The organism is Kytococcus aerolatus, from assembly GCF_900187395.1.
GTDB lineage: Bacteria > Actinomycetota > Actinomycetes > Actinomycetales > Dermatophilaceae > Kytococcus > Kytococcus aerolatus.
Genome location: NZ_FYEZ01000002.1, coordinates 333178 through 358940, shown reverse-complemented (window position 1 = coordinate 358940; position 25763 = coordinate 333178). Strand labels below are relative to the sequence as shown.

Annotated in this window: 22 protein-coding genes and 2 tRNA genes; 4 read left to right on the top strand and 20 right to left on the bottom strand. The window is 73.8% G+C overall.

Annotated elements, in window-relative coordinates:
• Nucleotides 1-118: 118 nt before the first annotated feature.
• From smc to CFT82_RS08655, 9 genes are all read right to left on the bottom strand, one after another.
• Complete coding sequence (gene smc / locus CFT82_RS08695; protein ID WP_088818664.1) at nt 119-3742, bottom strand: chromosome segregation protein SMC; 3624 nt, start codon at nt 3740-3742, stop codon at nt 119-121.
• Nucleotides 3743-3818: 76 nt separating this feature from the next.
• Entirely contained in the window at nt 3819-4130 is a 312-nt protein-coding gene (locus CFT82_RS08690; RefSeq protein WP_234994366.1) for an acylphosphatase, read from the bottom strand.
• A gap of 201 nt (nt 4131-4331) precedes the next feature.
• The gene (gene mutM / locus CFT82_RS08685) at nt 4332-5225 is read right to left on the bottom strand and encodes a bifunctional DNA-formamidopyrimidine glycosylase/DNA-(apurinic or apyrimidinic site) lyase (RefSeq protein ID WP_088818663.1); all 894 of its coding nucleotides are present in this window, start codon (nt 5223-5225) and stop codon (nt 4332-4334) included.
• A gap of 1 nt (nt 5226) precedes the next feature.
• Complete coding sequence (rnc, locus tag CFT82_RS08680) at nt 5227-5949, bottom strand: ribonuclease III (protein ID WP_268807423.1); 723 nt, start codon at nt 5947-5949, stop codon at nt 5227-5229.
• Nucleotides 5946-6497: a YceD family protein gene (locus CFT82_RS08675; RefSeq protein WP_088818859.1), complete on the bottom strand. Its 552-nt coding sequence runs from the start codon at nt 6495-6497 to the stop codon at nt 5946-5948. The genes rnc and CFT82_RS08675 overlap by 4 nt, the downstream gene beginning before the upstream one ends.
• A gap of 48 nt (nt 6498-6545) precedes the next feature.
• Nucleotides 6546-7046, bottom strand: a complete 501-nt coding sequence (gene coaD / locus CFT82_RS08670) for a pantetheine-phosphate adenylyltransferase (RefSeq protein ID WP_088818662.1) — start codon at nt 7044-7046, stop codon at nt 6546-6548.
• Between the two features lie 8 nt (nt 7047-7054).
• Nucleotides 7055-7639 carry a 16S rRNA (guanine(966)-N(2))-methyltransferase RsmD gene (gene rsmD, locus CFT82_RS08665; RefSeq protein WP_200815118.1) on the bottom strand — a complete coding sequence of 195 codons (585 nt, stop codon included), beginning with the start codon at nt 7637-7639 and terminating at the stop codon, nt 7055-7057.
• Nucleotides 7636-9885 (bottom strand): ATP-dependent DNA helicase RecG, encoded by a 2250-nt coding sequence (locus tag CFT82_RS08660; protein ID WP_200815104.1) that lies wholly within the window; start codon nt 9883-9885, stop codon nt 7636-7638. The genes rsmD and CFT82_RS08660 overlap by 4 nt, the downstream gene beginning before the upstream one ends.
• Nucleotides 9882-11591 carry a DAK2 domain-containing protein gene (locus CFT82_RS08655; RefSeq protein ID WP_088818660.1) on the bottom strand — a complete coding sequence of 570 codons (1710 nt, stop codon included), beginning with the start codon at nt 11589-11591 and terminating at the stop codon, nt 9882-9884. Before CFT82_RS08655 ends, CFT82_RS08660 begins: the two co-directional genes overlap by 4 nt.
• Before the next feature lie 211 nt (nt 11592-11802).
• Here CFT82_RS08655 and rpmB point away from each other — a divergent pair, with 211 nt between their 5' ends.
• Complete coding sequence (gene rpmB, locus CFT82_RS08650) at nt 11803-11997, top strand: 50S ribosomal protein L28 (protein WP_088818659.1); 195 nt, start codon at nt 11803-11805, stop codon at nt 11995-11997.
• Nucleotides 11998-12132: 135 nt separating this feature from the next.
• Here the strand turns inward: rpmB and thiL are convergent, their stop codons facing one another.
• Nucleotides 12133-13113, bottom strand: coding sequence for a thiamine-phosphate kinase (gene thiL / locus CFT82_RS08645; protein ID WP_088818658.1), 981 nt, complete (start codon nt 13111-13113; stop codon nt 12133-12135).
• 22 nt (nt 13114-13135) lie between these two features.
• On the opposite strand from thiL, the gene CFT82_RS08640 reads away from it, so the two are divergent.
• The gene (locus tag CFT82_RS08640; RefSeq protein ID WP_234994365.1) at nt 13136-13618 is read left to right on the top strand and encodes a DUF3515 family protein; all 483 of its coding nucleotides are present in this window, start codon (nt 13136-13138) and stop codon (nt 13616-13618) included.
• 3 nt (nt 13619-13621) lie between these two features.
• Here the strand turns inward: CFT82_RS08640 and CFT82_RS08635 are convergent, their stop codons facing one another.
• The 8 genes from CFT82_RS08635 to clpS form a co-directional block, all read right to left on the bottom strand.
• Nucleotides 13622-14752, bottom strand: a complete 1131-nt coding sequence (locus tag CFT82_RS08635; RefSeq protein WP_088818656.1) for a D-alanine--D-alanine ligase family protein — start codon at nt 14750-14752, stop codon at nt 13622-13624.
• Between the two features lie 52 nt (nt 14753-14804).
• The gene (locus tag CFT82_RS08630) at nt 14805-15806 is read right to left on the bottom strand and encodes an NAD(P)H-dependent glycerol-3-phosphate dehydrogenase (RefSeq protein WP_088818655.1); all 1002 of its coding nucleotides are present in this window, start codon (nt 15804-15806) and stop codon (nt 14805-14807) included.
• Between the two features lie 106 nt (nt 15807-15912).
• Nucleotides 15913-16233, bottom strand: coding sequence for an HU family DNA-binding protein (locus CFT82_RS08625; RefSeq protein WP_088818654.1), 321 nt, complete (start codon nt 16231-16233; stop codon nt 15913-15915).
• 172 nt (nt 16234-16405) lie between these two features.
• Nucleotides 16406-16478, bottom strand: a tRNA-Glu gene (locus tag CFT82_RS08620).
• A gap of 115 nt (nt 16479-16593) precedes the next feature.
• Nucleotides 16594-16668 (bottom strand) — tRNA-Gln (locus CFT82_RS08615).
• Nucleotides 16669-16793: 125 nt separating this feature from the next.
• On the bottom strand, nt 16794-18383 hold the full coding sequence (gene gltX / locus CFT82_RS08610) for a glutamate--tRNA ligase (RefSeq protein WP_088818653.1): 1590 nt from the start codon (nt 18381-18383) through the stop codon (nt 16794-16796).
• A 43-nt stretch (nt 18384-18426) separates the two neighbouring features.
• Nucleotides 18427-19137: a DUF2017 family protein gene (locus CFT82_RS08605; RefSeq protein ID WP_088818652.1), complete on the bottom strand. Its 711-nt coding sequence runs from the start codon at nt 19135-19137 to the stop codon at nt 18427-18429.
• Entirely contained in the window at nt 19137-19454 is a 318-nt protein-coding gene (clpS, locus tag CFT82_RS08600) for an ATP-dependent Clp protease adapter ClpS (RefSeq protein WP_088818651.1), read from the bottom strand. The genes CFT82_RS08605 and clpS overlap by 1 nt, the downstream gene beginning before the upstream one ends.
• A 53-nt stretch (nt 19455-19507) precedes the next feature.
• Here clpS and CFT82_RS08595 point away from each other — a divergent pair, with 53 nt between their 5' ends.
• On the top strand, nt 19508-20854 hold the full coding sequence (locus tag CFT82_RS08595; protein ID WP_088818857.1) for a nicotinate phosphoribosyltransferase: 1347 nt from the start codon (nt 19508-19510) through the stop codon (nt 20852-20854).
• Nucleotides 20844-21503, top strand: coding sequence for an isochorismatase family protein (locus CFT82_RS08590; protein WP_088818650.1), 660 nt, complete (start codon nt 20844-20846; stop codon nt 21501-21503). Before CFT82_RS08595 ends, CFT82_RS08590 begins: the two co-directional genes overlap by 11 nt.
• A gap of 76 nt (nt 21504-21579) precedes the next feature.
• On the opposite strand, the gene CFT82_RS08585 is transcribed toward CFT82_RS08590, so the two are convergent.
• Entirely contained in the window at nt 21580-23379 is a 1800-nt protein-coding gene (locus CFT82_RS08585; protein ID WP_234994364.1) for a choice-of-anchor I family protein, read from the bottom strand.
• Nucleotides 23380-23477: 98 nt separating this feature from the next.
• The gene (locus CFT82_RS08580) at nt 23478-25670 is read right to left on the bottom strand and encodes an acyltransferase family protein (RefSeq protein WP_088818649.1); all 2193 of its coding nucleotides are present in this window, start codon (nt 25668-25670) and stop codon (nt 23478-23480) included.
• Nucleotides 25671-25763: the final 93 nt, after the last annotated feature.

The following is a 25763-nucleotide window of genomic DNA, read 5'->3' as shown; positions in this document are numbered from 1 at the left end:
GGTCACCATCGGCGCGAAGGCCGACCAGCCTGATTCGTTCCGGCCCTTCCCCGCCGGTCAAGCAGCTCGTCAAGGAACCTAGCGGAGACACGCTGATTCCCAGCCTGACATCGCCTCCTCAGGCACGGGGCAGGTCCACGTCCTTGAGCCGCTGGCTGACCACTTGGCTGATGCCGTCGCCCTTCATCGAGACACCGTAGAGGGCGTCGGCCACCTCCATGGTGCGCTTCTGGTGGGTGATGACGATGAGCTGGCTGGAGTCCCGCAGCTCCTCGAAGAGCTGGATGAGCCGCCCCAGATTCGAGTCGTCCAGAGCGGCCTCCACCTCGTCCATGATGTAGAAGGGCGAGGGCCGGGCCTTGAAGATGCTCACCAGCAGGGCCACCGCCGTGAGCGAACGCTCCCCACCGGAGAGCAGCGAGAGCCGCTTGACCTTCTTGCCCGGCGGACGGGCGTGCACCTCGATGCCGGTGGTGAGCATGTCCTGGGGGTCGGTGAGCTCCAGCCGCCCCTCACCACCGGGGAAGAGGCGCCCGAAGACCCCCTCGAACTCCCGGGCGACGTCCTCGTAGGCCTCCACGAAGGCGGTGCGCACCCGCTCGTCGACCTCCTCGACGAGGTCGAGGAGGGCCTGCTTGGAACTCACGAGGTCCTCCAGCTGGCCGGCGAGGAACTGGTGGCGCTCCTCCATGGCGGCGTACTCCTCCAGCGCCAGTGGGTTGACCTGGCCGAGGGCCTTGAGATCCCGCTCGGCGCGGCGCAGCCGCTTGGCCTGCTCGTCGCGGACGAAGGGGACCGTGGCCGGGTTCCCCTCCTCGTCGAGGGTCTGCTCCCCGTCGTCGTCGAGCACCGGCACCTCGTGCTCCGGCCCGTACTCGGCGACCAGGTCCTCGGCCTCCATGCCGAGCTCGTCGTGGGCCCGCTGCTGCAGCGCCTCCACCCGGAGCCGCAGCTCCGCCCGGGCCACCTCGTCCCGGTGCACCGCGTCGGTGAGCTCCCGGACCCGCTCGGTGAGCTCGGCGATCCGGGTGCGCTGCGCGACGAGCTCTGAGCGCGCCTCGGCCCGCCGTACCTCGGCCTCCTGCCGTCCCGCCTCGGCCTCCTCCCGGGCGGCCTCGATGCGGGCAGCCAGCTCGGCGGACTCCTCCACGACCTCCCGCGCCGATGCCGCCGCCTGCCGTCGCTGGCGGGCGCGTCGGGCGGCGTCCTGCCGGGCGAGCAGCTCGTTGCGTGCCTGCGCCACGAGCGCGTCGGCCCGTCCCGCGATGGCCTTCAACCGCTCGTCGGCGGTCCGGGCCTGCAGGCGGGCCTCGGTCTCGGCGGTGCGGGCCCGCGCAGCCTCGGTGGCCAGGCGCTCGCGCTCGTCGGTCTGCTCCGCGGGGTCCGGGGCGGACTCCGCCTCGTCACGGGCCGTGGCCAGACGGGCCTCGAGGGCCTCGAGGTCCACCCGGTCGGTGGCCAGCTGCTCTCGCCGGGCGGCCAGCTGCTCCTCCGCCCGCGCGATGGCCTGCTCCGCCGCACGCTGGGCCCCGGCGGCCTGCGCGAGCTCGTCGGTCACCGCCGCCATCCGGGCATCGGACTCGTGGAGCGCGGCCAGCGCCTGCTCCGCTGCCGGGCGGGCCGTGACAACGGCGGCCTGGGCCGCGTCACGCTCCGCCTCCGCCGTGGACAGCTCGACCCGAGCAGCCTCCAGCTCGCCGCGGGCGCGATCGTGCTCGGCCGCCAGCTCCACCGTGGACGGTCCCGAGGCCGACCCGCCGGTGACCCGGTGCCGCTGCCACAGCTCCCCGGTCGTCGTGGCCACGGCACGGGCTGCGGGGACGGCCTCGAGCACGGCCCGGGCCAGCGCGGCGTCCGCGGCCAGGACGATGCCGGTGAGGACCTCGACGAGGGCCGGGGCGAGGGAGCGCGACACCCGCACCCGGTCGACCGCCCAGGCAGCCCCCTCGGGCAGGGGGCTCGGATGCGACGGGATGTCGGCCCCGGCCAGGGGCACGAGCTCGTCGTCCCCGGTCCCGCCGGGCAGCAGCAGGGTGGCCTGGCCGGCCTCCCGCTCGGCCAGGTGGTCCAGTGCGCGGCGGGCGGCCTCGGCATCGGCCACGACCAGCGCACCGGCCACCGATCCCAGGGCCACGGCGAGCGCCGCCTCCTGCCCGGGGTCCACCCCCAGGTGGTCCGTGAGCTCGCCGAGCACCCCCTCGGGGGCACCGGAACCGACCAGCTCCGCCGATCCGTCACGACGCTGCAGGGCCACGGCGAGCCCCTCCACCCGCGCCTCGTGCCGCTGCACCGCCTGCCGGGCGGTGTTGAGCAGGTTGCGGGCGTTCTCGAGGCGCCCGGTGGCCTCGTCCACGGCGGTCTGCGCAGCCTCCCAGGCCGCGTCGAGATCCTCCTCGCCGGACTCGGCGGCCTCCATCCCGGCCTCCAGCTCGGTCAGCCGGCGGGTGGCCTCCTGCGCGGCGGACCGCTGGGTCCCGATGTCCGCCACCAGCCGCTCGATCTCCGCCTCCGCCGAGGCGACGCGGGAACGGCGCACCTCGACCTGACCGCCGAGCGTGGCCAGCCCCTCGCGCCGGTCCGCAGCCGCCCGGGCGAGGCGCTCGAGGCGCTGCACCTCGGCCCGGTGGGCGGCCTCCGCCTCGTCCTTCGCCGCGGTCGCCCGGGCCAGCTCGGCCTCGGCCCCCTCGATGCGATCACGCAGCTCGGTCTCCTGCTCCCGCAGCTCGGCGGCCTGGGCCTCCAGCTGCTCGGGGTCGCGGCCGGTGCGACTGCGTTGCTCGGCCTCGGCGGCGTCCCGCTCGGCCAGGCTCCCCCGCTCCTGGGCGAGACGTCCGGCGGCGCGGGCCCGGTCGGCGAGTGAACCGAGCTCGAACCAGGCCTGTCGGAAGCCGTCGTGGCGCTCGTCGGCGGCGGCCACGGCGGCCTCCAGCTCGTCGACCCCCTGGCTGGCCCGGTGCAGCGCCCCCTCGGCCTCCTCCCGCCGGGCGACGGCCGCGCGCTCGTCGGCCAGGTCGGCAGCCAGCGAGGCCTGCTGCTCCACCAGGTCCGCGGCCAGCAGCCGGGCCCGGGCGTCGCGCACGGTGATGTGGATGACCGCCGCCCGGCGCGCGGTGGCCGCCTGCCGGCCGAGCGGACCGAGCTGGCGCCGCACCTCGGCAGTGAGATCCCGCACGCGGGCCAGGTCACCCTCCATCGCGTCGAGCTTGCGCAGCGCCTTCTCCTTGCGGCGCCGGTGCTTCAGGACGCCCGCGGCCTCCTCGATGAACCCGCGTCGCTCCTCGGGGGTGGCGCGGAGCACCGCGTCGAGCTGCCCCTGCCCGACGATGACGTGCATCTCCCGCCCGATGCCGGAGTCGCTGAGCAGCTCCTGGACGTCCAGCAGCCGGCAGGGGGTGCCGTTGATGGCGTACTCCGAGCCGCCGGTGCGGAACATCGTCCGGCTGATCGTCACCTCGGAGTAGTCGATCGGCAGGGCGCCGTCGGTGTTGTCGATGGTCATCGACACCTCGGCGCGCCCCAGCGGGGGACGTCCGGAGGTGCCGGCGAAGATGACGTCCTCCATCTTCCCGCCGCGCAGCGACTTCGCGCCCTGCTCCCCCATCACCCAGGCCAGCGCGTCGACCACGTTCGACTTGCCCGAGCCGTTCGGCCCGACGATGGCGGTGATGCCGGGCTCGAGCTCGAGCCGCGTCGCCGAGGCGAAGGACTTGAAGCCCTTCATCGTCAGCGAGGTCACGTACACGGGTGGGGCTTCCTGTCGGGCGGCGGGTGGGAGTGCGCGTCATCCTACGGAACCGGCGCCCTCACCTCGGCGTCGCTCAGCGCTCCACGAAGCCCGTGAGCCCCTCCCGGAGCGCGCCCTCCTGGCGCACCACCAGGTCCACCCGCCCCGGGCGGGCGGTGGTGCTCGGCACCTCGCGCAGCAGGTGCTCCAGCCGGTCCACCGCCGACGGCTCCCCCTGCGTCAGCACCTCGACCCGGCCGTCGTCCATGTTCCGGGCGTGGCCGACCAGGCCCAGCTCCAGCGCCCGGCTGCGGGTCCACCAGCGGAAGCCGACCCCCTGGACGTGGCCCTTGACGAAGAGCGTGGCCCGCACGGGGGTGCTGGCGGCGTGGTGGGCGTCGATCACGGGGGCTCCTCGGAAGGTCGGACAGACGGGCGGGGCAACGCGGAGTGCCGACACGGTAGCGGCCCCGACCGGATGACGACCATCACCCGGTGCCCACGACGGTCACCGGAACAGGGGATGCCCCTGTGCACGAGGTGATGGTCGTGAGGGGGCGAGGCGCCGCTGCGATGCGGACGGCGGCAGCTCGCGCGGCGGTCCGGCTCAGTGCGGGGTGCCGCGCGGGGCGGTGCGGGGCCGGGTCTGGCAGCGCGGGCACCAGTGGGAGCTGCGGCCGTCGAAGGGCGAGCGCAGGACGGTCGCCCCGCAGCGCGGGCACTCCCGGCCCTGCTGGCCGTAGACCGCGAGGCGTCGGTCGAAGTAGCCGCTGGCCCCGTTGACGTTCACGTAGAGCGCGTCGAAGCTCGTGCCGCCCTGGTCGAGAGCCTCGCCCATGACCTCCTGCAGGTGCTCGAGCAGCCGCCGGGCGGTGGGTCCGGTGAGGGCCGTCCCGGGACGCTCCCCGTGGAGGCCGATCCGCCAGAGGGCCTCGTCGGCGTAGATGTTCCCCACCCCACTCACGACCCCCTGGTCGAGCAGGGCCCGCTTCACCGGCCCCCGTCGACTCCGCAGCCGGTCGGCCACTCCCGCCGGGTCGAAGGCCGGCTCGAAGGGGTCCGGGGCGATGTGGGTGGCCGTGGCCGGCACCCCGCCGGGGTGGTCACCCCCGAAGGGGTCCGGGAGCAGAGTCGGGGCCGACCAGCCCCCGAAGGTCCGCTGGTCGACGAAGCGCAGGCTCGGGCCGCCGTCGGTGAAGTCCAGCCGGGCGTGCTCGTGACGCAGGGCGGGCTCCTCGGGCGGGAGGACGAGCATCTGCCCGCTCATCCCCAGGTGGGTGAGCAGGGCGTGGCCGTCGTCCAGCGGCAGCCAGAGGAACTTCCCCCGGCGTCGCGCGGCGGTCAGCACCCGGCCGGTGAGCGCCCGGGCGAGCGCGTCCGCACCACCCGGATGTCGTCGGGCAACCCGCTCACCACGGACATCGGCCAGCTCGATCCGGCGGCCCACCACGTGGTCGGCCAGCCCACGGCGGACGACCTCCACCTCGGGGAGCTCGGGCACCTCAGTCCTGCTCGGTCGACGCGCTCTCGCTCAGCGCGTTCCAGGCCGCCTCGGCCGCCAGCATCTCGGCAGCCTTCTTCGTCCGCCCCTCACCGGTGCCGACCGGCTCGCCCCCCAGCACCGCGGTGGCCACGAAGGTCTTCGCGTGGTCCGGCCCGGAGTCCTCGATGAGGTACTCCGGCGCACCCAGCCCCCGGGCAGCGCCGAGCTCCTGCAGGCTCGTCTTCCAGTCCAGGGCGGCCCCCAGCCGCTGCGAGCGCTCCATCCGCTCGTCGAGGAGGTGGTGGATGAGCACCGCCGCGGCGTCCATGCCCCCGGAGAGGTAGACCGCCCCGATGACGGCCTCCACGCCGTCGGCGAGGATCGAGTTCTTCCGCCGTCCCCCGGTCGACTCCTCACCGCGGCCCAGGAGGAAGTAGTCCCCCAGCTCGATCCGGCCGGCCTCCGCCCCCAGGGCGCGAGCGCTCACCACCGCGCTGCGCAGCTTGGCCAGGTCACCCTCGGGCAGGTCGGGGTGGCTCCGGTAGAGGTGGTCGGTCACCACCACGCCGAGCACCGCGTCCCCGAGGAACTCCAGGCGCTCGTTGTGGGGGGCGCCATCGTTCTCGTAGCTGTAGGAGCGGTGGGTCACCGCGCGGAGCAGCTCGTCCGCGTCCACCGGGGAGCCGGTGATCTCCTCCAACCGAGCCGCCAGCTCCTCCAGCGGCCTGCGGACCGCCGTCACCGCAGGTCCGCGAGGGCCGACCAGCGGGGGTCGATCTCCTCGTGCCCGTGGTCGGGGTCGTCGGCCAGCGGCTCGCCGCAGCGGTCGCACAGCCCGGGGCAGTCCGGGGTGCAGACCGGCTGGAACGGGAAGGTGGGCACGACCGCGTCCCGGATCGCCGGGACCAGGTCGAGGAGGTCGCCGTCGAGCTCGCGGACGTCCTCCTGCGTCTCGGGGTCCACCGGCTCCGCCTCCGGGTCGTTCTTCCCGCCGGGCCACACGTAGAGGACCTGGAAGTCGACCTCCACCGGCTCGGTGAGCTCCCGCAGGCAGCGCACGCAGCTGCCCTCGGCCACGGCGTGCACCGTGCCGCTGGCCAGCACCCCGTCCACCAGGGACTCCAGGCGCAGGTCCAGGTCCATCTCGGAGCCCTCGGGAACCTGCATGACCTCCGTCCCCACACCGCTGGGGGTGGGCACCGTGAGCTCACCGGACTCCATGGTGCCCGGGCGGCGACCGAAGGACTTGAGGTCCACGGCCAAGGGGTGTCGACGATCCAGCTCGATCATGCCGCCCATGGTCGCACAGGAAACGCTCAGCAGCGGGGCCAGGCGGCGTCAGGACGCGGAGAGTGCGCGTCGCACGGCCGCCTCGACCGGGCCGGGCACCAGCTCGGTGACCGCCCCGCCCCCCTGGGCGATCTGCCGCACCAGGGTGGAGGAGATGTGTGCCAGCTCGGGTGCGCACGGGAGCATCACCGTCTCGATGCCGGAGAGCTGGCGGTTCATGACGGCCATCGGCTGCTCGTAGGACCAGTCCCCCTCGCCCCGGATGCCCTTGAGCACCACGTCCGCCCCGTGCTCCCGGGCCACGTCCACAAGCAGTCCGGAGGCCGCGTGCACCTCCACGCTCCCCGGGCCGGCTGCCTCCCCGGAGGCGACGCTGGCCCGCAGGGCCTCCACCCGTTCCGGGACGCCCAGGAAGCCCGAGCTCGGCTTCTCGGGGTTGTGGAGCACCACGACGACCACCCGGTCGAAGAGGTGCCGGGCCCGCTCGACGACGTCGAGATGGCCCGCGGTGGGCGGGTCGAAGCTGCCGGGCAGCAGGGCGGTGCGCATCACGGGGCTCATTCTGGCAACTCCGGCTCGGCCAGCCACAGGACGGTCTCCCCGTAGTCCTTCGTGCGGAAGCGGCGCAACCCCTCCGGCCAGGTCGGCTCCGGGGAACGACGGGAGCGTTCCACCACGACGATCGCCCCGGCGGCGAGCCATCCCTCGGCCAGGGCGGCGAGGACCTCGGCCAGCTCGTCCTCGGTCAGCGGGTAGGGCGGGTCCAGCAGGGCGAGCAGGGCGCGCTCCGCCGGGTCGGTGGGCCGCTGGCGCTCCAGGAAGGACCGGGCCGCCTGCCGGTGCACCCCGCACCGGGCGTCCCCGCGGAGCCCGAGGGTGGCGAGGTTCTCCTCCAGGGTGCGCACGGCGGGGGGCGCCGGGTCGCACCAGTCGACCCGGGCGGCGCCCCGGCTCAAGGCCTCCAGGCCCAGCGCCCCGGACCCGGCGAACAGGTCGAGCACCCGCGCGCCGACCAGCACGTCCTCGTGCTCCAGCATCGAGAAGAGCGCCTCCCGCACCCGGTCGCTGGTGGGGCGCGTCTCCGCCCCGGGCGGGGCGCCGATCCGACGCCCACCGAGCTCTCCGGCGATGATCCTCATCAGCTGCGCTCCAACCACTCGGCACTGTCACGACGGGCCTCCACGGCGCGGGCGAGCTCCGGCCAGCCCGTCAGCCCGGGGTCCTGCTCCACGTAGTCCGTGGCGGCCTGCTTGGCCCGGGTGATGATCTCGGCGTGGTCGAGCACCCGGACGTGCTCCAGCCCGGAGCGACCCGACTGCGCCGCACCCAGGACGTCCCCCTCCCGGCGCAGCTGCAGGTCGGTGCGCGCCAGCTCGAAGCCGTCGGTGGTGGCGGCCACCGCGTCCAGCCGCTCCCGGGTGGTGCCGCCCTCCACGTGGGTCACCAGGAGGCAGAGCCCGGGGTGCCCACCGCGCCCGATGCGGCCGCGCAGCTGGTGCAGCTGGGCGATACCGAAGCGGTCCGCGTCGTGGATCACCATGACCGAGGCGTTGGGCACGTCCACGCCCACCTCCACCACGGTGGTGGCCACCAGGACGTCCACCTCGCCGGCGGCGAAGGCCGACATGACGGCCTCCTTCGCCTCGGCCGGCATCCGCCCGTGGACCATGTCGATGCGCAGGCCGGCGAGCTCCGGCCGGCTCCGCAGCTCCTCGAGCAGCTCGACCACGCCCAGGGCCGGCGGCAGGGCCGGGGCGGCGCCCTCGCCCTCGGGGCCTCCCCCGAGCAGGGTCCCCTGCTCCCCGCCACGGGTGTCGATCGGGGCCGGCTGCTCGGGGTCCTCGGTGGCGGCATCGATCCGGGAGGCCACGACGAAGGCCTGCCGCCCGGCCCGGACCTCCTCGGCGACCCGCTCCCAGGTGCGCCCCATCCACCGGGCGTTGCCGGCCGGCACCACGTGCGTCGTGACCGGCTGTCGGCCCGCGGGCAGCTCGGTGAGGGTGGAGACGTCCATGTCCCCGAAGACGGTCATCGCCACCGTGCGCGGGATGGGGGTGGCGGTCATGACCAGCAGGTGCGGGGGCGGGTCGGACTTCGCCCGCAGCCGGTCCCGCTGCTCCACCCCGAAGCGGTGCTGCTCGTCGATGACCGCCAGCGCGAGGTCATGGAAGTGGACGGTGTCCTCCAGCAGGGCGTGCGTCCCCACGACGAGGTCGACCTGCCCGGCCACGAGGTCCAGCAGCACGGCCCGGCGCTGGGCGGTGGTCATCGAGCCGGTCAGCAGACGCACCTCGACTCCTCCCCCCAGACGGCCGGTGGTGGCCAGCGGGCCCAGCATCCGCACCAGGGACTGGTGGTGCTGGGCGGCGAGGATCTCGGTCGGTGCCAGCAGGGCGGCCTGCCCGCCGCCGTCGACGGCCTGCAGCATCGCCCGCAGGGCCACGACGGTCTTGCCGGAGCCGACGTCCCCCTGGAGCAGGCGGTGCATCGGGTGGGTGCGCTCCAGCTCGGCGGCGATCTCCTCCCCCGCCTGCTCCTGCGAGCCGGTGAGCGGGAAGGGCAGCGCGGCGTCGAAGGCCGCGGCCACCCCGTCCTCCCGGCGGGTGCGCGGCGTGGCGGGGTCGTTCTCCCGCCGGCGGCGCAGCTGGGCCAGGAGGGTCTGCAGCTCGAAGGCCTCGGCGAAGCGCAGACGCTCCCGGGCGGTTCCGAGATGCCCCCAGTCGCGGGGTCGGTGGAGGGCCGACCAGGCCTCCAGTGCGCTGAGACCGGAGTGCTCGGCAGCCACCGCCGGCGGGAGCGGGTCCGGGGCGGAGTCGAGGGCGTGCAGGGCGAGCTGCGCGGCGGCGTTCACCTGGGTGGAGGTCATGCCCTTGACCTCCTTGTAGAGGCCGATGAGCCCCTCGGTGGGCGCTGCGGCGGCGCCGGCCGTCTCCCCCTCTCCCGGCGCAGCGGTCCCGTCGAGCCCCGGCGGGGTCTCCAGGACGACGTAGTCCGGGTGGGTCATCTGCGGGCGCCCGCCGAACTCCCCGACGGTGCCGATGAGGAGCACCCGCGCCCCGGGGAGCAGCCGCTCCCGGTGCCCGAAGGTCCGGAAGAAGACCACCCCGAGCCGCCCCCCGGCGTCGTCCTCGACCGAGACGACGAGCCGGGAGCGGCGGGGCTGGTTGCGCATCGGGATGCTCTGGGCGGAGACGACCCGCCCGATGACGGCCGCCCCCTGGCCCACGACGAGATCGGCCATCGCGTCCGGGCGCTGCGGGTCGAGATAGCGGGTGGGCACGAACTGGACCAGGTCGCCCACCGTGCGCAGGCCCCGCGCCCGCTCGAGGGCCTTGGCCTCCTTCGCGCCGATGACCGCCGGCAGCGAGGACTCCCAGGTGGCGCTCACTCCAGCCCCACCAGAACCGGGTAGACCTCCGGCCCGCCGGCGAGGACCTGCACGTCCAGGTTCCGCCGTCGCAGCCGCAGCGTCGACTCCACCACACGACCGAGGCCCTCCCGGCTGCCCTCTCCGGTGATGACGGTGGCGAGCTCCACCCCGCGGGAGGGAAGGGCGGCGATGACCGTGGACAGGACGCCGAGCAGGTCCTCACCCTCCCCCACCCGGTCATCGCCCACCATGCCCACGAAGCGCCCACCCTCCACGGCCCTGACGGCTCCGGTGTGGGGGACGGCCGCGGCGGCCGTGAGGGTCTTGACCGCACGCTCGGGCTCCTCGGCCGGGTCCCAGACGGCCACGGCCGCCACCACCGCCTGCAGGGTCGGGGCGTCGACGAGCTCCAGCCAGACGCCGCGGGCGGCGAGCTGGCGGGCGGCCTCCTGGGCCGGCAGGAGCAGCTGTGGGTCACCGGGCAGGAAGACCACCCGCTGTGCCCGGCAGGCCTCGGCGGCCGCCACCAGGTCCCCGATGACCGCTCGGCGGCCGGGCCCCGAGGCCACGACGTGGGCCCCGCCGGCGCGCAGCACGTCCGCCAGCGGCTCCTCGTTGGCCGCCACGAGCAGGGCCAGCGGGGCGGTGCCCCGGTGGTGCGGGAAGAGCGACTCCGTGCGCACCTCGCCGACCTCCCCCGCCCGCTCGCAGAGAGCCTGCACCCGGGGGACGACCTGCTCGTCGGCCACGTGCACGTGCACGCGCCAGTGACGGCCGGCCCCCGCGACGACCACCGAGTCCCCGAGATCGGCGAGCTTCCGGCGCAGCCGCCGGACGTGGCGGTCCGAGCGACGGGCCGAGGCCTCGCTGAGGGTCAGCCCGAGCACGATCTCGACCGTGGACTCCCCCGGCTCCGGTGCGGGGCTCCCCCCGCAACGGTCCGCGGGTGGCGGCCCGACGGCGTCCTCCTCCGCTGCGCCGGAGAGGCCGGCGACCGGGAGGGACGCCCCGGGGCGGGGGCGGGCCAGCTCCGGGACCGGCGGCGGCTCGACCCCGCAGGCCAGGACCAGGTGGTGGAGCACGATGACGTACCCGGCGGCCCCGGCATCGACCACCCCCGCCGTCCGCAGCGCCGCGAGCTCCTCCGGGGTCCGGGCCAGGCCGGCCGTGGCGGCCTGGAGCGCGGCCCGGGCCACGGCGACGAGGTCGCCCCCCTTCCGCGCGGCTCGGTTCGCGGCCCGGGAGGCCGCACGGGAGACCGAGAGGATGGTCCCGCGCTCGGGGGCGGCGACCGCCTCCCAGGCGGAGGCGTCCGCCCGGGAGAGAGCCCGCGCCACCCCGGCACCGTCCAGCCCGTCCCCGGTGCCGTGCGCCCCGCGCACCACCTCGCTGGCCGCCCCGGCGACCAGCTGGGCCAGGATCACGCCGCTGTTGCCGCGGGCGGAGAGGAGGATCGACCGCGCGAGGCCCTCGATGGAGCCCGCCGGGTCAGCGGGGTCCCAGCGCGGCCCACGGCGCAGTCCCTGGTCCAGGGTGAGGAACATGTTGGTGCCGGTGTCCCCGTCGGCCACCGGGAAGACGTTCACCGCGTCCAGCCCCGGGGCCGCCCGGCGCAGCCCCGAGCGCACGTTGAGCACCCACCGGCGGGCGTCGTGCGCGGTCAGACGCTCCCGGGGCGTGCGGGCCGCCGGGGCGGTGTCGTCGGTCTGAGGGTTGGCATCCACGGTGTCCCATCATCCCCCGCCGGTCCCGTCCTCGCCGCCCCACCCGGAGGATTGGCCCTGCCAGGGGGCATCGGCTATGCTTCTCCGGTTGCCAGACGACTCATCGTGCACTCAGCAGTGTGGAGCATGCACCGCGCACGGGTCGCCGGCACTCCCGCCGGACTTCCGGTCCACCGCGGGCCACTCGACCATCGACACCCAGGAGAGAACCGTGGCTGCCAACTGCGACGTCTGCGGCAAGGGACCGAGCTTCGGTCACAACATCTCGCACTCCAACCGCCGCACCAAGCGTCGTTGGAACCCGAACATCCAGCGTGTGCGCGCCCGCGTCGGCGAGAACCTCGCCACCGTGAAGCGCATCAACGCGTGCACCTCCTGCCTCAAGGGCGGCAAGGTCGTTCGCTGAGCGCACCGCTCGTCGCGTCGCCGGTCGGCTGACCAGCGGCGGATCCCACCGAGGGGCATCCCGTGACGGGGTGCCCCTCAGTGGCGTCCCCGGCCCTGCCCGGCCACCGGCCGACGGCGCCGTCCGGGCGACTGCTCACCCGGCCCGGAAGTGATCCCACCCGCCGGAGACTGGCTGGCCGTCCACGAGCACGCCCGGGGGCTCCTCGGCGGCCCGCTCCCGGCACCGGCCGATCACCCGCCACCCGCCCGGCACACGGCTCTCGTCGGGGAAGGTCGCCAGCAGGGTGTGCTCCTCCCCGCCGGTGAGCACGGCCCGGTCGGCGCGCTCCACCCCCACGGCAGCGGCGCAGAAGGCCAGGTCGTCCGCCAGCTCTTCGCGCTGCAGCTCGAGCACGACGTCGCTGGCCGTGGCGAGCCGCCCCCCGTCCCGCCCCAGCCCGTCGCTGAGATCGAGCATCGCGGTGGCGCCGGCCGCGGCCGCCAGGGGGCCGGCCTCGGCGTCGATCTCCGGAGCCCGCTGGTGCGCGAGGCACTCCGCGCTCTCCCGCACCCCCACCGGCGCCTCCAGCACGCCCTCCTGGAGCAGCTCGAGACCGGTGGCCGCTCGGCCCAGGTGCCCGGAGACCGCCACGACGTCACCGGGACGAGCACCGCTGCGCAGCACGGGGGGCCCGGTGAGCGCGCCGAGGGCGGTCACGCTCACCATGCGCACCCCGACCGGTGCGGAGGACAGGTCACCCCCGGCGATGCTGAAGCCGCCCTCTCGGGCCCGGTCCCCCACCCCACGGGCGAGCTCCTCGACCCAGACCACGTCGAGCTCGGGGTCCACGGTGAGGGTGAGCACCATGGCGGTGCAGCGCGCCCCCATCGCCGCGACGTCGCCCAGGTTCTGGGTGACCAGCTTGGCACCCACCTCCCAGGGCGAGGACCAGGCGTCGAGCCAGTCCTGCCCGAGCACCATCGTGTCGGTGGTCACCACCAGGTCGGGTCCCCCCGCGAGCACCGCCGCGTCGTCCCCCACGCCCACGAGGACCCCCTCGGAGGCGGCGGGCACCCGCTCCAGGATGCGCTCCAGGAGCTCGGCCTCGGACAGGTCTCCCACGGCGCGTCGCATGCCGCGAAGGTACCCTGCTGCGGTGTCCGCCCACCGCTGCCCCCTGCCCGCTCGGCGCCTCCTGCGCGCCGTGACGGCGGGCGCCCTGGTGGGCGCGGCGCTCACCGCGTGCTCCCGGGGGGAGATCGCCGTGGCCCCGGCCCCGATGGCGGCCGACCCGGCGTGCGCGAGGGTGGTGGAGGGTCTGCCCGAGGATCTCGCCGGAGTGATCCGCCAGCCGATCCCGGCCGAGGCCGAGGGCTCCGCCGCGGCCTGGGGGAATCCCGCCATCGTGGCCCGGTGCGGGGTGAACCCGCCGCCGCCCAGCACCGACGCCTGCCTCGCCGTGGACGACGTGGACTGGGTGGTCCAGGAGCTCTCCGACGGCGCGGCCTTCACCACCTATGGCCGCAGCCCGGCCCTCGAGGTGCTCGTGCCGGCCACGTACGGTCAGGGCGCCAGCGTGGTCGCCCAGCTCGGGGACGTGGCCCGGGAGCTGCCCTCGACGGGACGCTCCTGCAGCTGACGCTCAGCGCAGGCCGAGCGGGCGCTCCATCGCCAGGGTGAGCAGCTCGTCGATGAGCTCGGAGTACTCGATCCCCGAGGCCGCCCAGAGGGCCGGGTACATCGAGTAGGGGGTGAACCCGGGCATCGTGTTGATCTCGTTGACGAGGATGCGCTCGTCAGGGGTCACGAAGAAGTCCACCCGGGCCAGGCCTTCGCAGTCGGCGGCCAGGAAGGCCTGCACCGCCAGCTCCCGGATGCGCTCGATGACGTGCTCCGGGGCGTCCGCGGGGGCCGAGAGGCGGGTGGACTGCTCGTCGAGGTACTTGGCCTCGAAGTCGTAGAAGCCGTGCCCGCCGGAGACCACGATCTCCCCCACGGTGCTGGCCCGAGGCATCTCGCCGTGGTGCCCGTCGAGGACGGCGCACTCGAGCTCGCGGCCGTCGACGCCCTCCTCGAGCACCACCTTCAGGTCGTGCTCACGCGCCGCCTCGATGGCGGCGGGCAGGTCCTCGTAGGAGTCGACCCGGGTGATGCCCATCGACGACCCCGCCCGGCAGGGCTTGACGAAGATGGGCAGCTGCAGGCCGCGGGCCTCCTCGAGGACCTCCTGCTGCTGGTGGCGCCAGCGACGGTCGGTGATGACCGTGTAGGGGCCCACCTCCAGCCCGGCCTGCTCAAAGACGCGCTTCATGTGGTGCTTGTCCATCATGAGCGCCGAGCTGGTCACCCCGCAGCCCACGTAGCGCACGTCGGCGAGCTCGAGCATCCCCTGCAGGGTGCCGTCCTCGCCGAAGGGTCCGTGGAGGAGGGGGAAGACGACGTCCACCTGGCCGAGGGGCTCCGGTGGCAGGCCCTCGGAGAGCACCTGCACCTCACCGGGACGCTGCCCGAGCGGAACCACGACGGACTCCGCCCCCCCGGTCACCTCGGGGATGTGGCCCGCGCCGATCTCCAGGCTCTCGGGCTCGGCGGTGGAGACCACCCACTGCCCCTGCCGGGTGATGCCGATGGGCAGGACGTCCCAGCGGTCGGTGTCGATGGCCTCCATGACGCTCGCCGCGGTGGCGCACGAGACGGGGTGCTCGCTGGAGCGACCGCCGAACACGAGGGCGACGCGCGGGCGCGGGGACTGGGCTGCGGTGGAGTCGTTCATCGCGCAGGATCGTACCGGCGATCCGCGGCGCCCGACGTCGACCGCGCCGGAGTCAGTACTGCTCGGCCTTGCGCACCCGGGACATGAGCCGCTCGGCGGTCGCCTCCACCGAGACCCCCTCGTGCACGACGCCCACCACGGCCGCGGCGATCGGCATCGGGATCTGGTGCTGCTGGGCCAGCGCCAGGATCGACCGGCAGGAGGTGACCCCCTCGGCCACCTGGTTCTGCGAGGCGAGGATCTCCTCCACCGGTTCGCCGCGCCCCAGGCGCAGCCCGACCGAGTGGTTGCGGGAGAGGGTGCTGGAGCAGGTGGCCACGAGGTCACCGGCCCCGGCCAGCCCCAGGAAGGTCGTGGGGTCCGCCCCCAGCGCGGAGCCCAGGCGGGTGATCTCCGCCAAGCCGCGGGTGATGAGCATGGCCGAGGTGTTGTCCCCCAGCCCCATCCCCCGGGCCATGCCCACGGCCAGGGCCACCACGTTCTTCACGGCACCGCCGATCTCCACCCCGACGACGTCCGCGGAGGTGTAGGGGCGGAAGTAGCGGGCGTCACAGGCCTCGGCGACGGCATCGGCGCGGGCGGAGTCGGCGCAGGCCACCACACTGGCAGAGGGCTGCCGCTCCGCGATCTCCCGGGCCAGGTTGGGCCCCGAGACGACCGCGACCCGGGCGGGGTCGATCCCGGCGGTCTCGGCGATCACCTGGCTCATCCGCTGCCCGGTCCCCAGCTCGATGCCCTTCATGAGCGAGACGACGGTCGCCTCCGACCCCAGGACGGCCCCCCAGCCGGTGAGCGAGTCCCGCAGGGTCTGCGAGTGGATGCCCAGGACCACCAGGTCCGCCCCCTCGCAGGCCGCCGCCACGTCCGTGGTGGCCCGGACGGACTCGGGCAGCTGGTGGTCCGGGAGGTAGCCCGGGTTGGCGTGGTCCTCCTCGATGCTGCGCACGACCTCCGGGCGACGTCCCCACACGGTCACCTCTGTGCCGGCGTCGGCGAGGACCTGCGCGAAGGCGGTCCCCCAGCTTCCGGCTCCCAGCACGGCGGCGCGGGTCATCGGTACTCCTGAGGGCTCGGGGACTGGACGGACGGAGATCGGGCGGAGGGCCGGGGCCAGCCTACGGGGCCCCGGGCCTCCGCCCGACCTCAGTGCCGCAGTCCGCTCAGGCCCGCGCGCGTCCCCCGACGAGGCCGTCCGCCGGCAGGGTCGTCGGGTCGGCCACGTAGCCGCGGAAGGCCGGGCTGGGACGGAAGCGCGGACCGGCCGTGCCCTCGATGCGCACGACCTCGCCGGTACGGGGGTTGCGACCAGTGCGGGGAGCCCGCTCCACCCGCTCGAAGGTCCCGAAGCCGGTGAGGGTGACCGAACCGCCGGCTGCCACCTCACGGATCATCGCGTCGACGAGGACGTCGATCGCCGCCGAGGCCGCCGCACCGTCTCCGACGACCGGCTCCAGGAGCGATGCGAGATCTGCCTTGTTCATGATTCCCCTCCGGGAGTTGGGACGGGAACCTCGAGAAGTGTTCCGCTGCGCACAAAATAGGGCGAAACCCGCAGAAAACCAAGCAAATCCACACTGCTGAAAATACGCGGGCCCCTACGATCCCGGACACAGCAGAAGACCCCGGTCCAGATGGACCGGGGTCTTCTCGATGTAGCCCCGACGGGATTTGAACCCGCGCTACCGCCTTGAGAGGGCGGCGTGCTAGGCCGCTACACAACGGGGCCGTATCGCTTTCGCGACTGGAGAACTCTACCACATGCCGTGGAGGACCTCTCCTCTGCTCGACCAGCGACTCACCGGAGTGAGATCACGGGACCCACACGGTGGGTCGGTCTCGCATGGCTGGGGTACCAGGACTCGAACCTAGACTAACTGAACCAGAATCAGTCGTGCTGCCAATTACACCATACCCCAAGGGTTTTCCCGCGATGCTGGGTCATCGTCGGTGACGATCACGCCGATTTCGCGGAGCCCGCCCTGTCGAGCGAACCGAGGCGACACCTTACACGGATTCCAGGTGGACGCCAAACCCAACGGTCTCAGCCGGTGATCTGCCCTCCCAGGGAGCGCAGCCGAGCCAGCGTCGAGCTCTTCCCGAGAATCTCCATGGACTCGAAGAGCGGCGGCGAGACCTTGGCCCCGCTGAGGGCCACCCGGAGCGGCGCGAAGGCGAACTTCGGCTTGATCCCCATGCCCTCCACGAGGGACTCCCGGAGGGCCGCCTCGATGTCGGCAGCCGCCCAGCGCGGGCCGGCCTCGTCGTTCGGGTCGCCGAGCACCACCGGCGGGGTGTCCGGGATGGCCTCCAGCGCCTCCGTCGCAGTCGCGAGCACCTGCGGGGCGTCCTCCTTGAGGCCCGCGACAGCATTCTCGTCCCGCACCAGGGCACTGTCCTCGACGAAGAAGGGACGCACCAGCTCGACCGCCTCGGCGAGGACCGGGACCCGGGTCTGCACGAGCTCGGCCACGGCCTTGAGCCGGGCCAGCTCCCCCATGGAGGGGCGCTCCGGCAGCACCTCGGCGTCCTGCAGCAGGGGCAGCAGGCAGGCGGTGAAGTCCCCCAGATCGAGGCGGCGCAGGTGGTCGCCGTTGATGGACTCGGCCTTCTTCTGGTCCCACCGGGCGGGATTGGGGTTCACGTCGTGGACGTCGAAGGCCTCCACGAGCTCCTCGGGCGTGAAGATGTCCTCGTCCGGACCGATCGACCAGCCGAGGAGCGCCAGGTAGTTGATCATGCCCTCACGCACGAAGCCGCGCTTCCGGTGGAGGAAGAGGTCCGCCTCGGGATCGCGCTTCGAGAGCTTCTTCGTCCCGTTGCCGAGCACCAGCGGCAGGTGACCGAAGGTCGGCACCTGCTCGGCCTCCCCGATCGCGATGAGGGCCCGGTACAGCGCGACCTGGCGAGGGGTGGAGCTCAGCAGGTCCTCCCCACGGATCACGTGCGTGATCCCCATCGCCGCGTCGTCCACCGGGTTCACCAACGTGTACAGGGGGATCCCGTTGCCGCGGACGATCACGTAGTCCGGGATCTGGCCGGCGGGGAAGGTCACCTCGCCACGCACCATGTCGGTGAAGGTGATGTCCTCGTCCGGCATCCGCAGACGCAGCACGGGCTGACGCCCCTCGGCGCGGAAGGCCTCCTTCTGCTCGTCGGTGAGCTCCCGGTCGAAGTTGTCGTAGCCCAGCTTCGGGTCACGTCCGGCGGCGCGGTGGCGCTCCTCGACCTCCTCGGGCGTGGAGAAGGACTCGTAGGCGTACCCGGCCTCCACCAGCTTGCGGGCGACCTCGGCGTGCAGGTCGTGACGCTCGCTCTGCCGGTAGGGCGCGTGGGGACCACCCTCGTGGACGCCCTCGTCCGGGGTCAGGCCGAGCCACTCCAGCATGTCGTAGATGCCGGCCGCGGACTCCTCGGAGTCCCGGCTGGCGTCGGTGTCCTCCAGCCGGAAGACGAAGGAGCCGCCGTGGTGCCGGGCGTAGGCCCAGTTGAACAGGGCGGTGCGCGCCAGGCCGACGTGCGGGGTACCGGTCGGCGAGGGACAGAAACGCACCCGCACGTCGGGACCGGTGACCTCCCGGGTCTCCGAGGCGTGGGCGGGCGGGGCAGTGGGCGTCTGCGAGGAGTCAGTCATGGTGCCCCCAGCCTAGGACAGGCCGCCCCGCGCCCCGCAGGGATCAGCGCAGGAGCACGGCCTCCACGAGCGTCTCCTGCAGCCAGCCCATGAACCCGTGGTGGATGCCCAGGTTGAGCCGCACCTGCTCGTCGTCGTCGAGCCGGTCGCCGCGCTCCACCCGGTCGATGAACCAGCGAGTCTCGGTCTCCACCCGCTCGGAGTCCCCCTCCTCGACGATGCCGAGCCGGTCGGCCAGCACCAGCCGGATGTCCGTCAGCGCAGCCATGACCCGTCGTGCGGGTGCGGCGTCGAGCACCATGACGCCCGTCTCCTCCGCCTGCTCGCAGGCGGCCACGAGGGTGTTGAGATTCGCGATCTTGGCCCGCCGGACCGAGTCGTGGGCGACGGCCGCGAAGGACTCGGCGAGCTCTACGTCCTCCCGGTGGGCCGGCGGCAGCAGGCGGGCCAGGGCGGAGTCCCGGCTCCCACCCCAGGGGGAGCGCTCGCCCTCGTCGTGCAGCGGCTCCGTGGGGCCCAGGCCGGCAGTGAGCTCGGCGAAGCGGGCGTCGATGTCCTCCTGCTCCGACCACTCCTGCGGGGGCGGCCCGTCCGGGACCGCCCCGACCGACGGGACACTCGCCGCGAGATCCACCCCGGGGATCCCCCCGAGCACGGTGATCACCGCGGAGGCCCCCTCCCGCAGGGCCTCGATCTCGAGGTCGTCCAGGTGGGCCACGGCGGCGTCCCCCTCCCAGCGGAAGGCCCGTGCCATCAGGTGTCCTGCCCGAAGGTCGCCCACAGGCCGTACTCCTGCATCGCCTGGGTGTCCACCTCCATGGCCTCACGGGTGCCGGTCGAGACCACGGCCCGGCCCCTGGTGTGGATGTCCATCATCATCGCCTCCGCGGTCCGGCGCGGGTAGCCGAAGTGGTCCATGAGCACGAAGGTCACGTAGCTCATGAGATTCACCGGGTCGTCCCACACGAGCGTGTACCAGGGGCGGTCGTGGGCCAAGCGGTCGGCGACGGCGAGGGAGCCCTCGGGGCCCTGCGGGTCCGAGGGGCGGGCGGGGTCGAACGGATCTGCCACTCCTCCACCGTACGACAGCGTGCACGGCTCCGACGAGGCCTAGGGTGGCCGGTGTGAACAGCACCGCACTCCTCACCGACCACTACGAGCTGACGATGGTGCAGGCCGCGCTGCGCAGCGGGGCCGCCCACCGGCGCAGCGTCTTCGAGCTCTTCGCCCGCAGGCTCCCCGGCGGACGACGCTACGGCGTCGTGGCCGGCACCGGCCGCTTCCTGGAGGCCCTCGCCGACTTCCGCTTCGGGGAGGCCGAGCTCGCCGACCTGGCCGCCCGGGAGGTCGTCGACGAGCCGACCCTCGAGTGGCTGGCCGACTACCGCTTCTCCGGAGACGTGCACGGGTACGCCGAGGGCGAGATCTACCTGCCCGGCTCCCCGATCATGGTCGTGGAGTCCACCTTCGCCGAGGGGGTCCTCCTCGAGACGCTCGCCCTGTCCATGCTCAACCACGACTCCGCCGTCGCCTCCGCCGCGGCCCGCATGGTGCAGGTCGCCGGGGACCGTCCGTGCATCGAGATGGGATCCCGCCGCACCGCCGAGGGCTCGGCGGTCGCCGCCGCCCGGGCCGCCTACGTCGCCGGCTTCGCCTCTACCTCCAATCTCGAGGCCGGGCGCCGCTGGGGGGTGCCCACGGCCGGGACCGCCGCCCACTCCTTCACCCTCCTCCACGACGACGAGCGGGCGGCCTTCCGCGCCCAGGTGGACTCCCTCGGGGCCGGGACGGCGCTGCTCGTGGACACCTACGACGTGGAGCAGGGGGTCCGCAACGCCGTCGAGGTGGCCGGCACCGGGCTGGGGGCCGTCCGCATCGACTCCGGCGACCTGCTCGGACAGGCCCACGCGGTGCGGGCCCAGCTCGACGAGCTCGGGGCCACCGGGACGCGCATCGTGGTGACCAGCGATCTCGACGAGTACGCCATCGCCTCGTTGGCCGCCGGTCCGGTCGACTCCTACGGAGTCGGCACCCGGGTGGTCACCGGTTCCGGCCACCCCACCGCCGGCATGGTCTACAAGCTCGTCTCCCGCGAGGACGACGAGGGCGTCATGGTCGACGTCGCCAAGGCCAGCCGGAACAAGGTCTCCGTGGGGGGACGCAAGGAGGCGGTACGGCGCCTCGACAACGGGGTGGCCAGCGCCGAGCTCGTCGGCATCGGGGAGGCCCCGGAGTCCGACGGGGACGACCGCCCGCTCCTCGTCCCGCTCGTGCGCGGCGGTGAGGTCGTCGTCCCGACCGGCCCCGAGGCGGTCGAGGCAGCCCGCGAGCACCACCGCCGGGCCCGTGCGGAGCTCCCCCGGTCGGCTGGCCGGCTCTCCGAGGGCGAGCCGTGCATCCCCACCCGCTTCATCGACGAGCTCCCGGCTCCCCGCCAGGCCCTCGGAACGGAGGACACCGATGACCGCTGAGCACGCCCGGCTCCCCGGGACCGGCACGGTGGGCTCCCGGACGGCCCTGCTCGTCGTGGACGTGCAGAACGACTTCTGCCCCGGCGGCTCGCTGGCCACCGCCGGCGGCGACCGCGTGGCCTCGGCGATCGCCGAGCACCTGGACCGCCACGCGGAGGAGCACGACCTCGTCGTGGCCACGCGGGACTGGCACGAGGACCCCGGGGACCACTGGTCCCCGGACCCGGACTTCCACGACAGCTGGCCGGTGCACTGCGCGGCCGACACACCCGGGGCAGCCTTCCACCCGGCGCTGGAGCCCCACCTCCCCCGCCTGGACGCGATCTTCCACAAGGGCCGCTTCGAGGCGGCCTACAGCGGCTTCGAGGGACACCTGGCGCAGGAGGGCCAGCGCACCGTCGGCACCGGCGGCGCCGGGTTGGCCGACTGGCTGCGGGAGCACGGTGTCAGCCGGGTCCGCATCTGCGGGATCGCCACCGACCACTGCGTCCGGGCCACCGCGCTGGACGCCGTGGCCGCCGGCTTCGACACCGAGGTCCTCCTGGGCCTCACCAGCGCCGTGGGTGCGGAGTCCGCGGCCACCGCCGTCGAGCAGATGCGGGCCGCCGGGGCGACCCTCTCCGGCAGCCCGGTCATCCCGGCCGGCTGATCCGCCCGCCGGCCCGACCGCCCCGGACGGAGAGGAGGGGCCCCACACCGTGGGGCCCCTCCTCTCGGTCAGGCCATCAGGCCCGGTGGGCACCCCGCACGCGGCGCGCAGCCAGGAGCGCACCCCCCGCGGTCAGCAGGCCCAGGCCCAGCACCGGTGCCGGGGACTCGGCCCGACGGCCGGTGTCGATGATCGGGTTCTCCTCGCCCTCACCGGTGATGCTCCACACGGTGGTCGTGCCCGAGACCTCGTTGCCCACCACGAGCAGCGGGGCACCGGTCGGGCTGTCCTCGGCGGGGACGAACTCCAGGCCCTCGGGGCCCATGTCACCCATCCCCTCGGCGGCCTCACCGTCCAACTCGACCTCCCAGCCACGGTTGTCCGCCCAGGTGACGAACTGGGGCGAGGCGGGCTCGGTCACGTCGAAGACCATGATCCCGGAGATCCGCTCCAGGCCCAGGAACATGTAGGTCCGACCGTCGATCTCGCCGATGGTGACCGCCTCGGGCTCGATGCCCTTGTCGTCGCTGCGCTTGTCCATCGACGGGGTCTCGTCGTTGTTCGCGTTCCACGCGTGCTCCGGCAGCTCGCCGGAGGCGATGAGCTGCTCGACGATGCGCGCCAGCTGGCCGCCGGACTCGAAGACCTGCTGGCCGTCGGCGTCGAGGATCGAGAAGGAGCGACCACCGAAGGCGTGGAGCTCGGTGTAGCCGTTCTCGGTCGGGACGGAGCCCATCTCGGTGGTGATCTTCAGCTCACCGATCTGCTCCTCGGACTGGAGGGTCTCGAGGTCACCCTCGAAGTGCTCCGGGTCGAGCTCCACGTCCTCGACCTTCGTCTCCTCGGAGTACTCGCCCCACTCGCGGGCGTCCCCCTCGTTGGCGATGGCGTAGTAGGTCTGCCCACCGGCCTCGAAGGCCTCGATGGCGTCGGGCTGCAGCAGGCCCAGGACCGGCCAGTTGCCGAGGACGATCGCGTCGTCGTCCTTGGTCGGGTCCAGGACGTTGCCGCCGGCGTTCCAGTCCTTGACCGGCAGGGCGTGCAGCGCGGTGACGGTGGCGCTGGCGATGTCCACCTCGGCCACCGCGTTGGCCTCCTGGAGGGTCACCATGGCGGTCTCGCCGGCGGCGTCGATCGCGACGTACTCCGGCTCCAGGTTGCGGGCCACACGGCCACCCCGACCGTCCGGGGCCGGGACGTCCGGCCCGAACACGCGCACGCCCTCGGGCAGGTTCTCACCCTCGAAGGCGTCGAAGCCGGCGGTGCGCACGTCCTCCTGCGTCACGGCACCCTCGCCGGACAGGTCGATGACGCTCACGCTGCCCACCGGGTCCACCGTGAAGTCGTCGTCCGGCTCCCCCTCGTCCGCTGTCAGCGCGGTGGAGCCGTCCGGGGCGATCTTCACCATGTCCGGCTGCGCCCCGACCCGCACGACGGCCTCGACCTCGAGGGCCTCGCCCTGACCGGGCTCGTTGAGTCGGCCCAGCACGACCCAGCCGCGCGAGACCTTGTCGCCGGCCTCGACGGCCACTGCGACGCGACCGTTGAGGACGTCGACCGAGTTGACCTCTGCGTCCTCGTCGACGACCGACCCGTCGGCGGCCTCCAGCCCAGCGGCGGAGAAGCTCCCGGTCGGCGAGAGCTGGCCGGACTCGTCGAGCGTCATGACGTCAAGGGCACCGGCCTCGGCGTTCACCACGGCCACCTGGTTGGTCGTGGCGTCGAAGGCGGTGATCTCCGAGGCCGACTCGTCGAAGGAGCCGGTGGTGTGCGTGGACAGGACCTCGAGCTCCAGCTCACCCGCTGCGTGGGCGGGGACGGTCAGGGCGGCGGTGGTGGCGAACGCGATGGCCAGGGCGGTGCGGCGACGCTGCACGGGATCTCCTCAGGGGCATGACGGGTTTCACACATCGCACCACGGTCGGACGTCCCGGGCCTGAACCGCGGGTGAACCCCCGGCAAACCCGGCCCGGCTCAGTCCTGGGTGATCGCCTCCTGGAGCAGGTGGACGTAGTGCATCTTCCCGATGTAGTCGGGATGCACCCCGTCCTCGAGGAACCAGTTCTCCTGTCCCTCGGCCGCCGCCCGCCAGTCCACGATCTCGACCTTCTCGTCCAGCCCCCGGTCGCCGAGCTCGTCGAAGGTCTTCTGGTTCTGGGCGTCCCAGCTGCCGGTGGAGAAGGGCCGCACGAGCAGCACGTGCTCCACCCCCTTCTGCTCGGCGAGCGAGTTCGCGGCGTCCACCAGGTCCTCGCCGCGGATCGGGCCGTTGTTCCCGGTGTGGATCATGACGACCGGGCTGTCCACCTCGCCGGCGGCCACGGCCTCCTGCGCGAGCTGGAGCACCTGCTTGGACTGGATGCCGACGCTCGCGCGCAGGTCGAGCACCCCGAAGGCGCGCGAGATGATCGGTCCGGTGGACAGGGGCACCGAGTCCCCGAAGACCGTGATGTCCATGCACTGCGTGGCGTCGTCGAGGCGCAGGCCGTCCGAGGGGACCGGGAGAGTGTCCACGGGCAGCTGGGACTCGCCGAGCCACTTGGCGTCGTCGGGGTTCATGACCCGGTCCCCGGTGAGGCGGGTGGGGTCGCACGCGCCTCCCCGGCTCGTCGTGGGACCGCTCTCGGTCGGCTCGGCGGAGGCGTCGGGGGAGGTCGGGGACCCGGAGGCCGAGGGGTCGGGCGACCCGCTGCCGGAGGGGCGCGCCGTGGGGTGCGCGGAGGACGGGGGCGCGCTCTCCCCCGGGCCGCCAGAAGTCCCCGAGGGCGCGTCCGTGGCCACCCCGACCTCGGCGTCCCCGAGCACCTCGGCGACCTGCTGCTCCTGGACCTCCTCCGGGTCGGTCGTCCAGGCCACGGCCCCCTGGGCCACGGCAAGGCCCGTGACCAGGGCGACGAGGCCGGTGGCCGGGTTGATCAGACCCCAGCCGCGGGTGCGCAGGTGACGCCAGCTGTCGCGGATCCCCAGACGGCGGACGGGGTTCTCCACGAGCCGGTAGCTCGCCTCGGCCAAGGCGAGCGTGAGGCCCCAGCGCAGCGCCATGACGGCGGGCTCGGACCACTCCAGGTCCGCTCCGGGGCGGGTGAAGACGGCCACCGGCCAGTGCCAGAGGTAGAGCGAGTAGCTCCGGGTGCCCAGGTAGCGCATGAAGGGCAGGCTGAGCAGCCACTCGGTCGGGCCGGGACGGCTCGCAGCGATGACGAGGACGACCACCAGGCCCGCCATGGCTGCGAAGCCGTAGCGGTACATCCACTCCGACTGGTCGCTCTGGGTCACGAAGAACCAGGCCAGCCCGCCGAGACCCGTGAAGCCCAGCACCGTCCACACGAGCCCGGCCGGGCGGAGCGGGGGGACGCTGCTGGAGAAGCCCGCCCCGTTGCGCCAGGCGGCCAGGGCGGCCCCGGCCAGGAGTCCCATCGCGTGGGAGTCCGTCCCGAAGTAGAAGCGGCTCGGGTCCCCGGTGGCCGGCAGGTCGGCAGCCGCGGTGCCGGTGTGCATCCACAGGGCGCTGAGCACCGCCCCGACGAGGGAGAGGACGAAGAGCGCCCAGCGGCGTGGACCGCGGGTGGTGAAGGCGAAGGTCAGGCCGGCCACCACCAGCGGCCACAGCAGGTAGAACTGCTCCTCGACCGCCAGCGACCACAGGTGCTGCAGGGCCGGCGGGCGCCCCGCGGCCTCGAAGTAGCTGCGCTCGTGGAGGACGTACCACCAGTTCGAGGTGTACGTGGCCGCGGCGGCGACGTCGCCCAGGAAGGTGCGGATCCCGGCCCTGTCCAGGGCCAGCATCGCCACCGACACCCCGATGATCAGGGCCGCCACCGCGGGGAACAGGCGTCGGATGCGCCCGGTCCAGAAGGAGACGAGGTCGACCGCCCCGTCCGCCCAGCGTGTCAGCAGCTGGCTGGTGATCAGGTACCCGGAGAGCACGAAGAAGACGTCCACCCCCAGGTAGCCGCCCACGAGACCGGTGTCGAAGTGGTAGAGCATCACCGAGACGACGGCGATCGCCCGCAGCCCGTCCAGACCGGTGAGATAGCGCTTCGTGCGCCGCGCCGGGTCGAGCTCCTCAGGCGCACCCCCCAAGGGCTCGGCCACCGGCCGCCCGACGGGCTCCTTCCGGGACGAGACGGTCCGCCGACCTCCCTGGGAGACCTTCTGCTTCCCCACGACTCTCCTGACGCGACGGGTGCTGGGAGGACCCGTGGAGACACGACCCCACGGATCACTGGCCCAGCAACCTCGGTCGCTGGGCCAGTGATC

Excerpts from the sequence above, each read along its gene's own strand:
- CFT82_RS08675 (WP_088818859.1), bottom strand. The coding sequence starts at position 6,497 with ATGATCGAGCTGGATCGTCGACACCCCTTGGCCGTGGACCTCAAGTCC.
- coaD (WP_088818662.1), bottom strand. The coding sequence starts at position 7,046 with ATGCGCACCGCCCTGCTGCCCGGCAGCTTCGACCCGCCCACCGCGGGC.
- thiL (WP_088818658.1), bottom strand. The coding sequence starts at position 13,113 with ATGCGACGCGCCGTGGGAGACCTGTCCGAGGCCGAGCTCCTGGAGCGC.
- CFT82_RS08635 (WP_088818656.1), bottom strand. The coding sequence starts at position 14,752 with ATGAACGACTCCACCGCAGCCCAGTCCCCGCGCCCGCGCGTCGCCCTC.
- CFT82_RS08630 (WP_088818655.1), bottom strand. The coding sequence starts at position 15,806 with ATGACCCGCGCCGCCGTGCTGGGAGCCGGAAGCTGGGGGACCGCCTTC.
- CFT82_RS08625 (WP_088818654.1), bottom strand. The coding sequence starts at position 16,233 with ATGAACAAGGCAGATCTCGCATCGCTCCTGGAGCCGGTCGTCGGAGAC.
- gltX (WP_088818653.1), bottom strand. The coding sequence starts at position 18,383 with ATGACTGACTCCTCGCAGACGCCCACTGCCCCGCCCGCCCACGCCTCG.
- CFT82_RS08605 (WP_088818652.1), bottom strand. The coding sequence starts at position 19,137 with ATGGCACGGGCCTTCCGCTGGGAGGGGGACGCCGCCGTGGCCCACCTG.
- CFT82_RS08590 (WP_088818650.1), top strand. The coding sequence starts at position 20,844 with ATGACCGCTGAGCACGCCCGGCTCCCCGGGACCGGCACGGTGGGCTCC.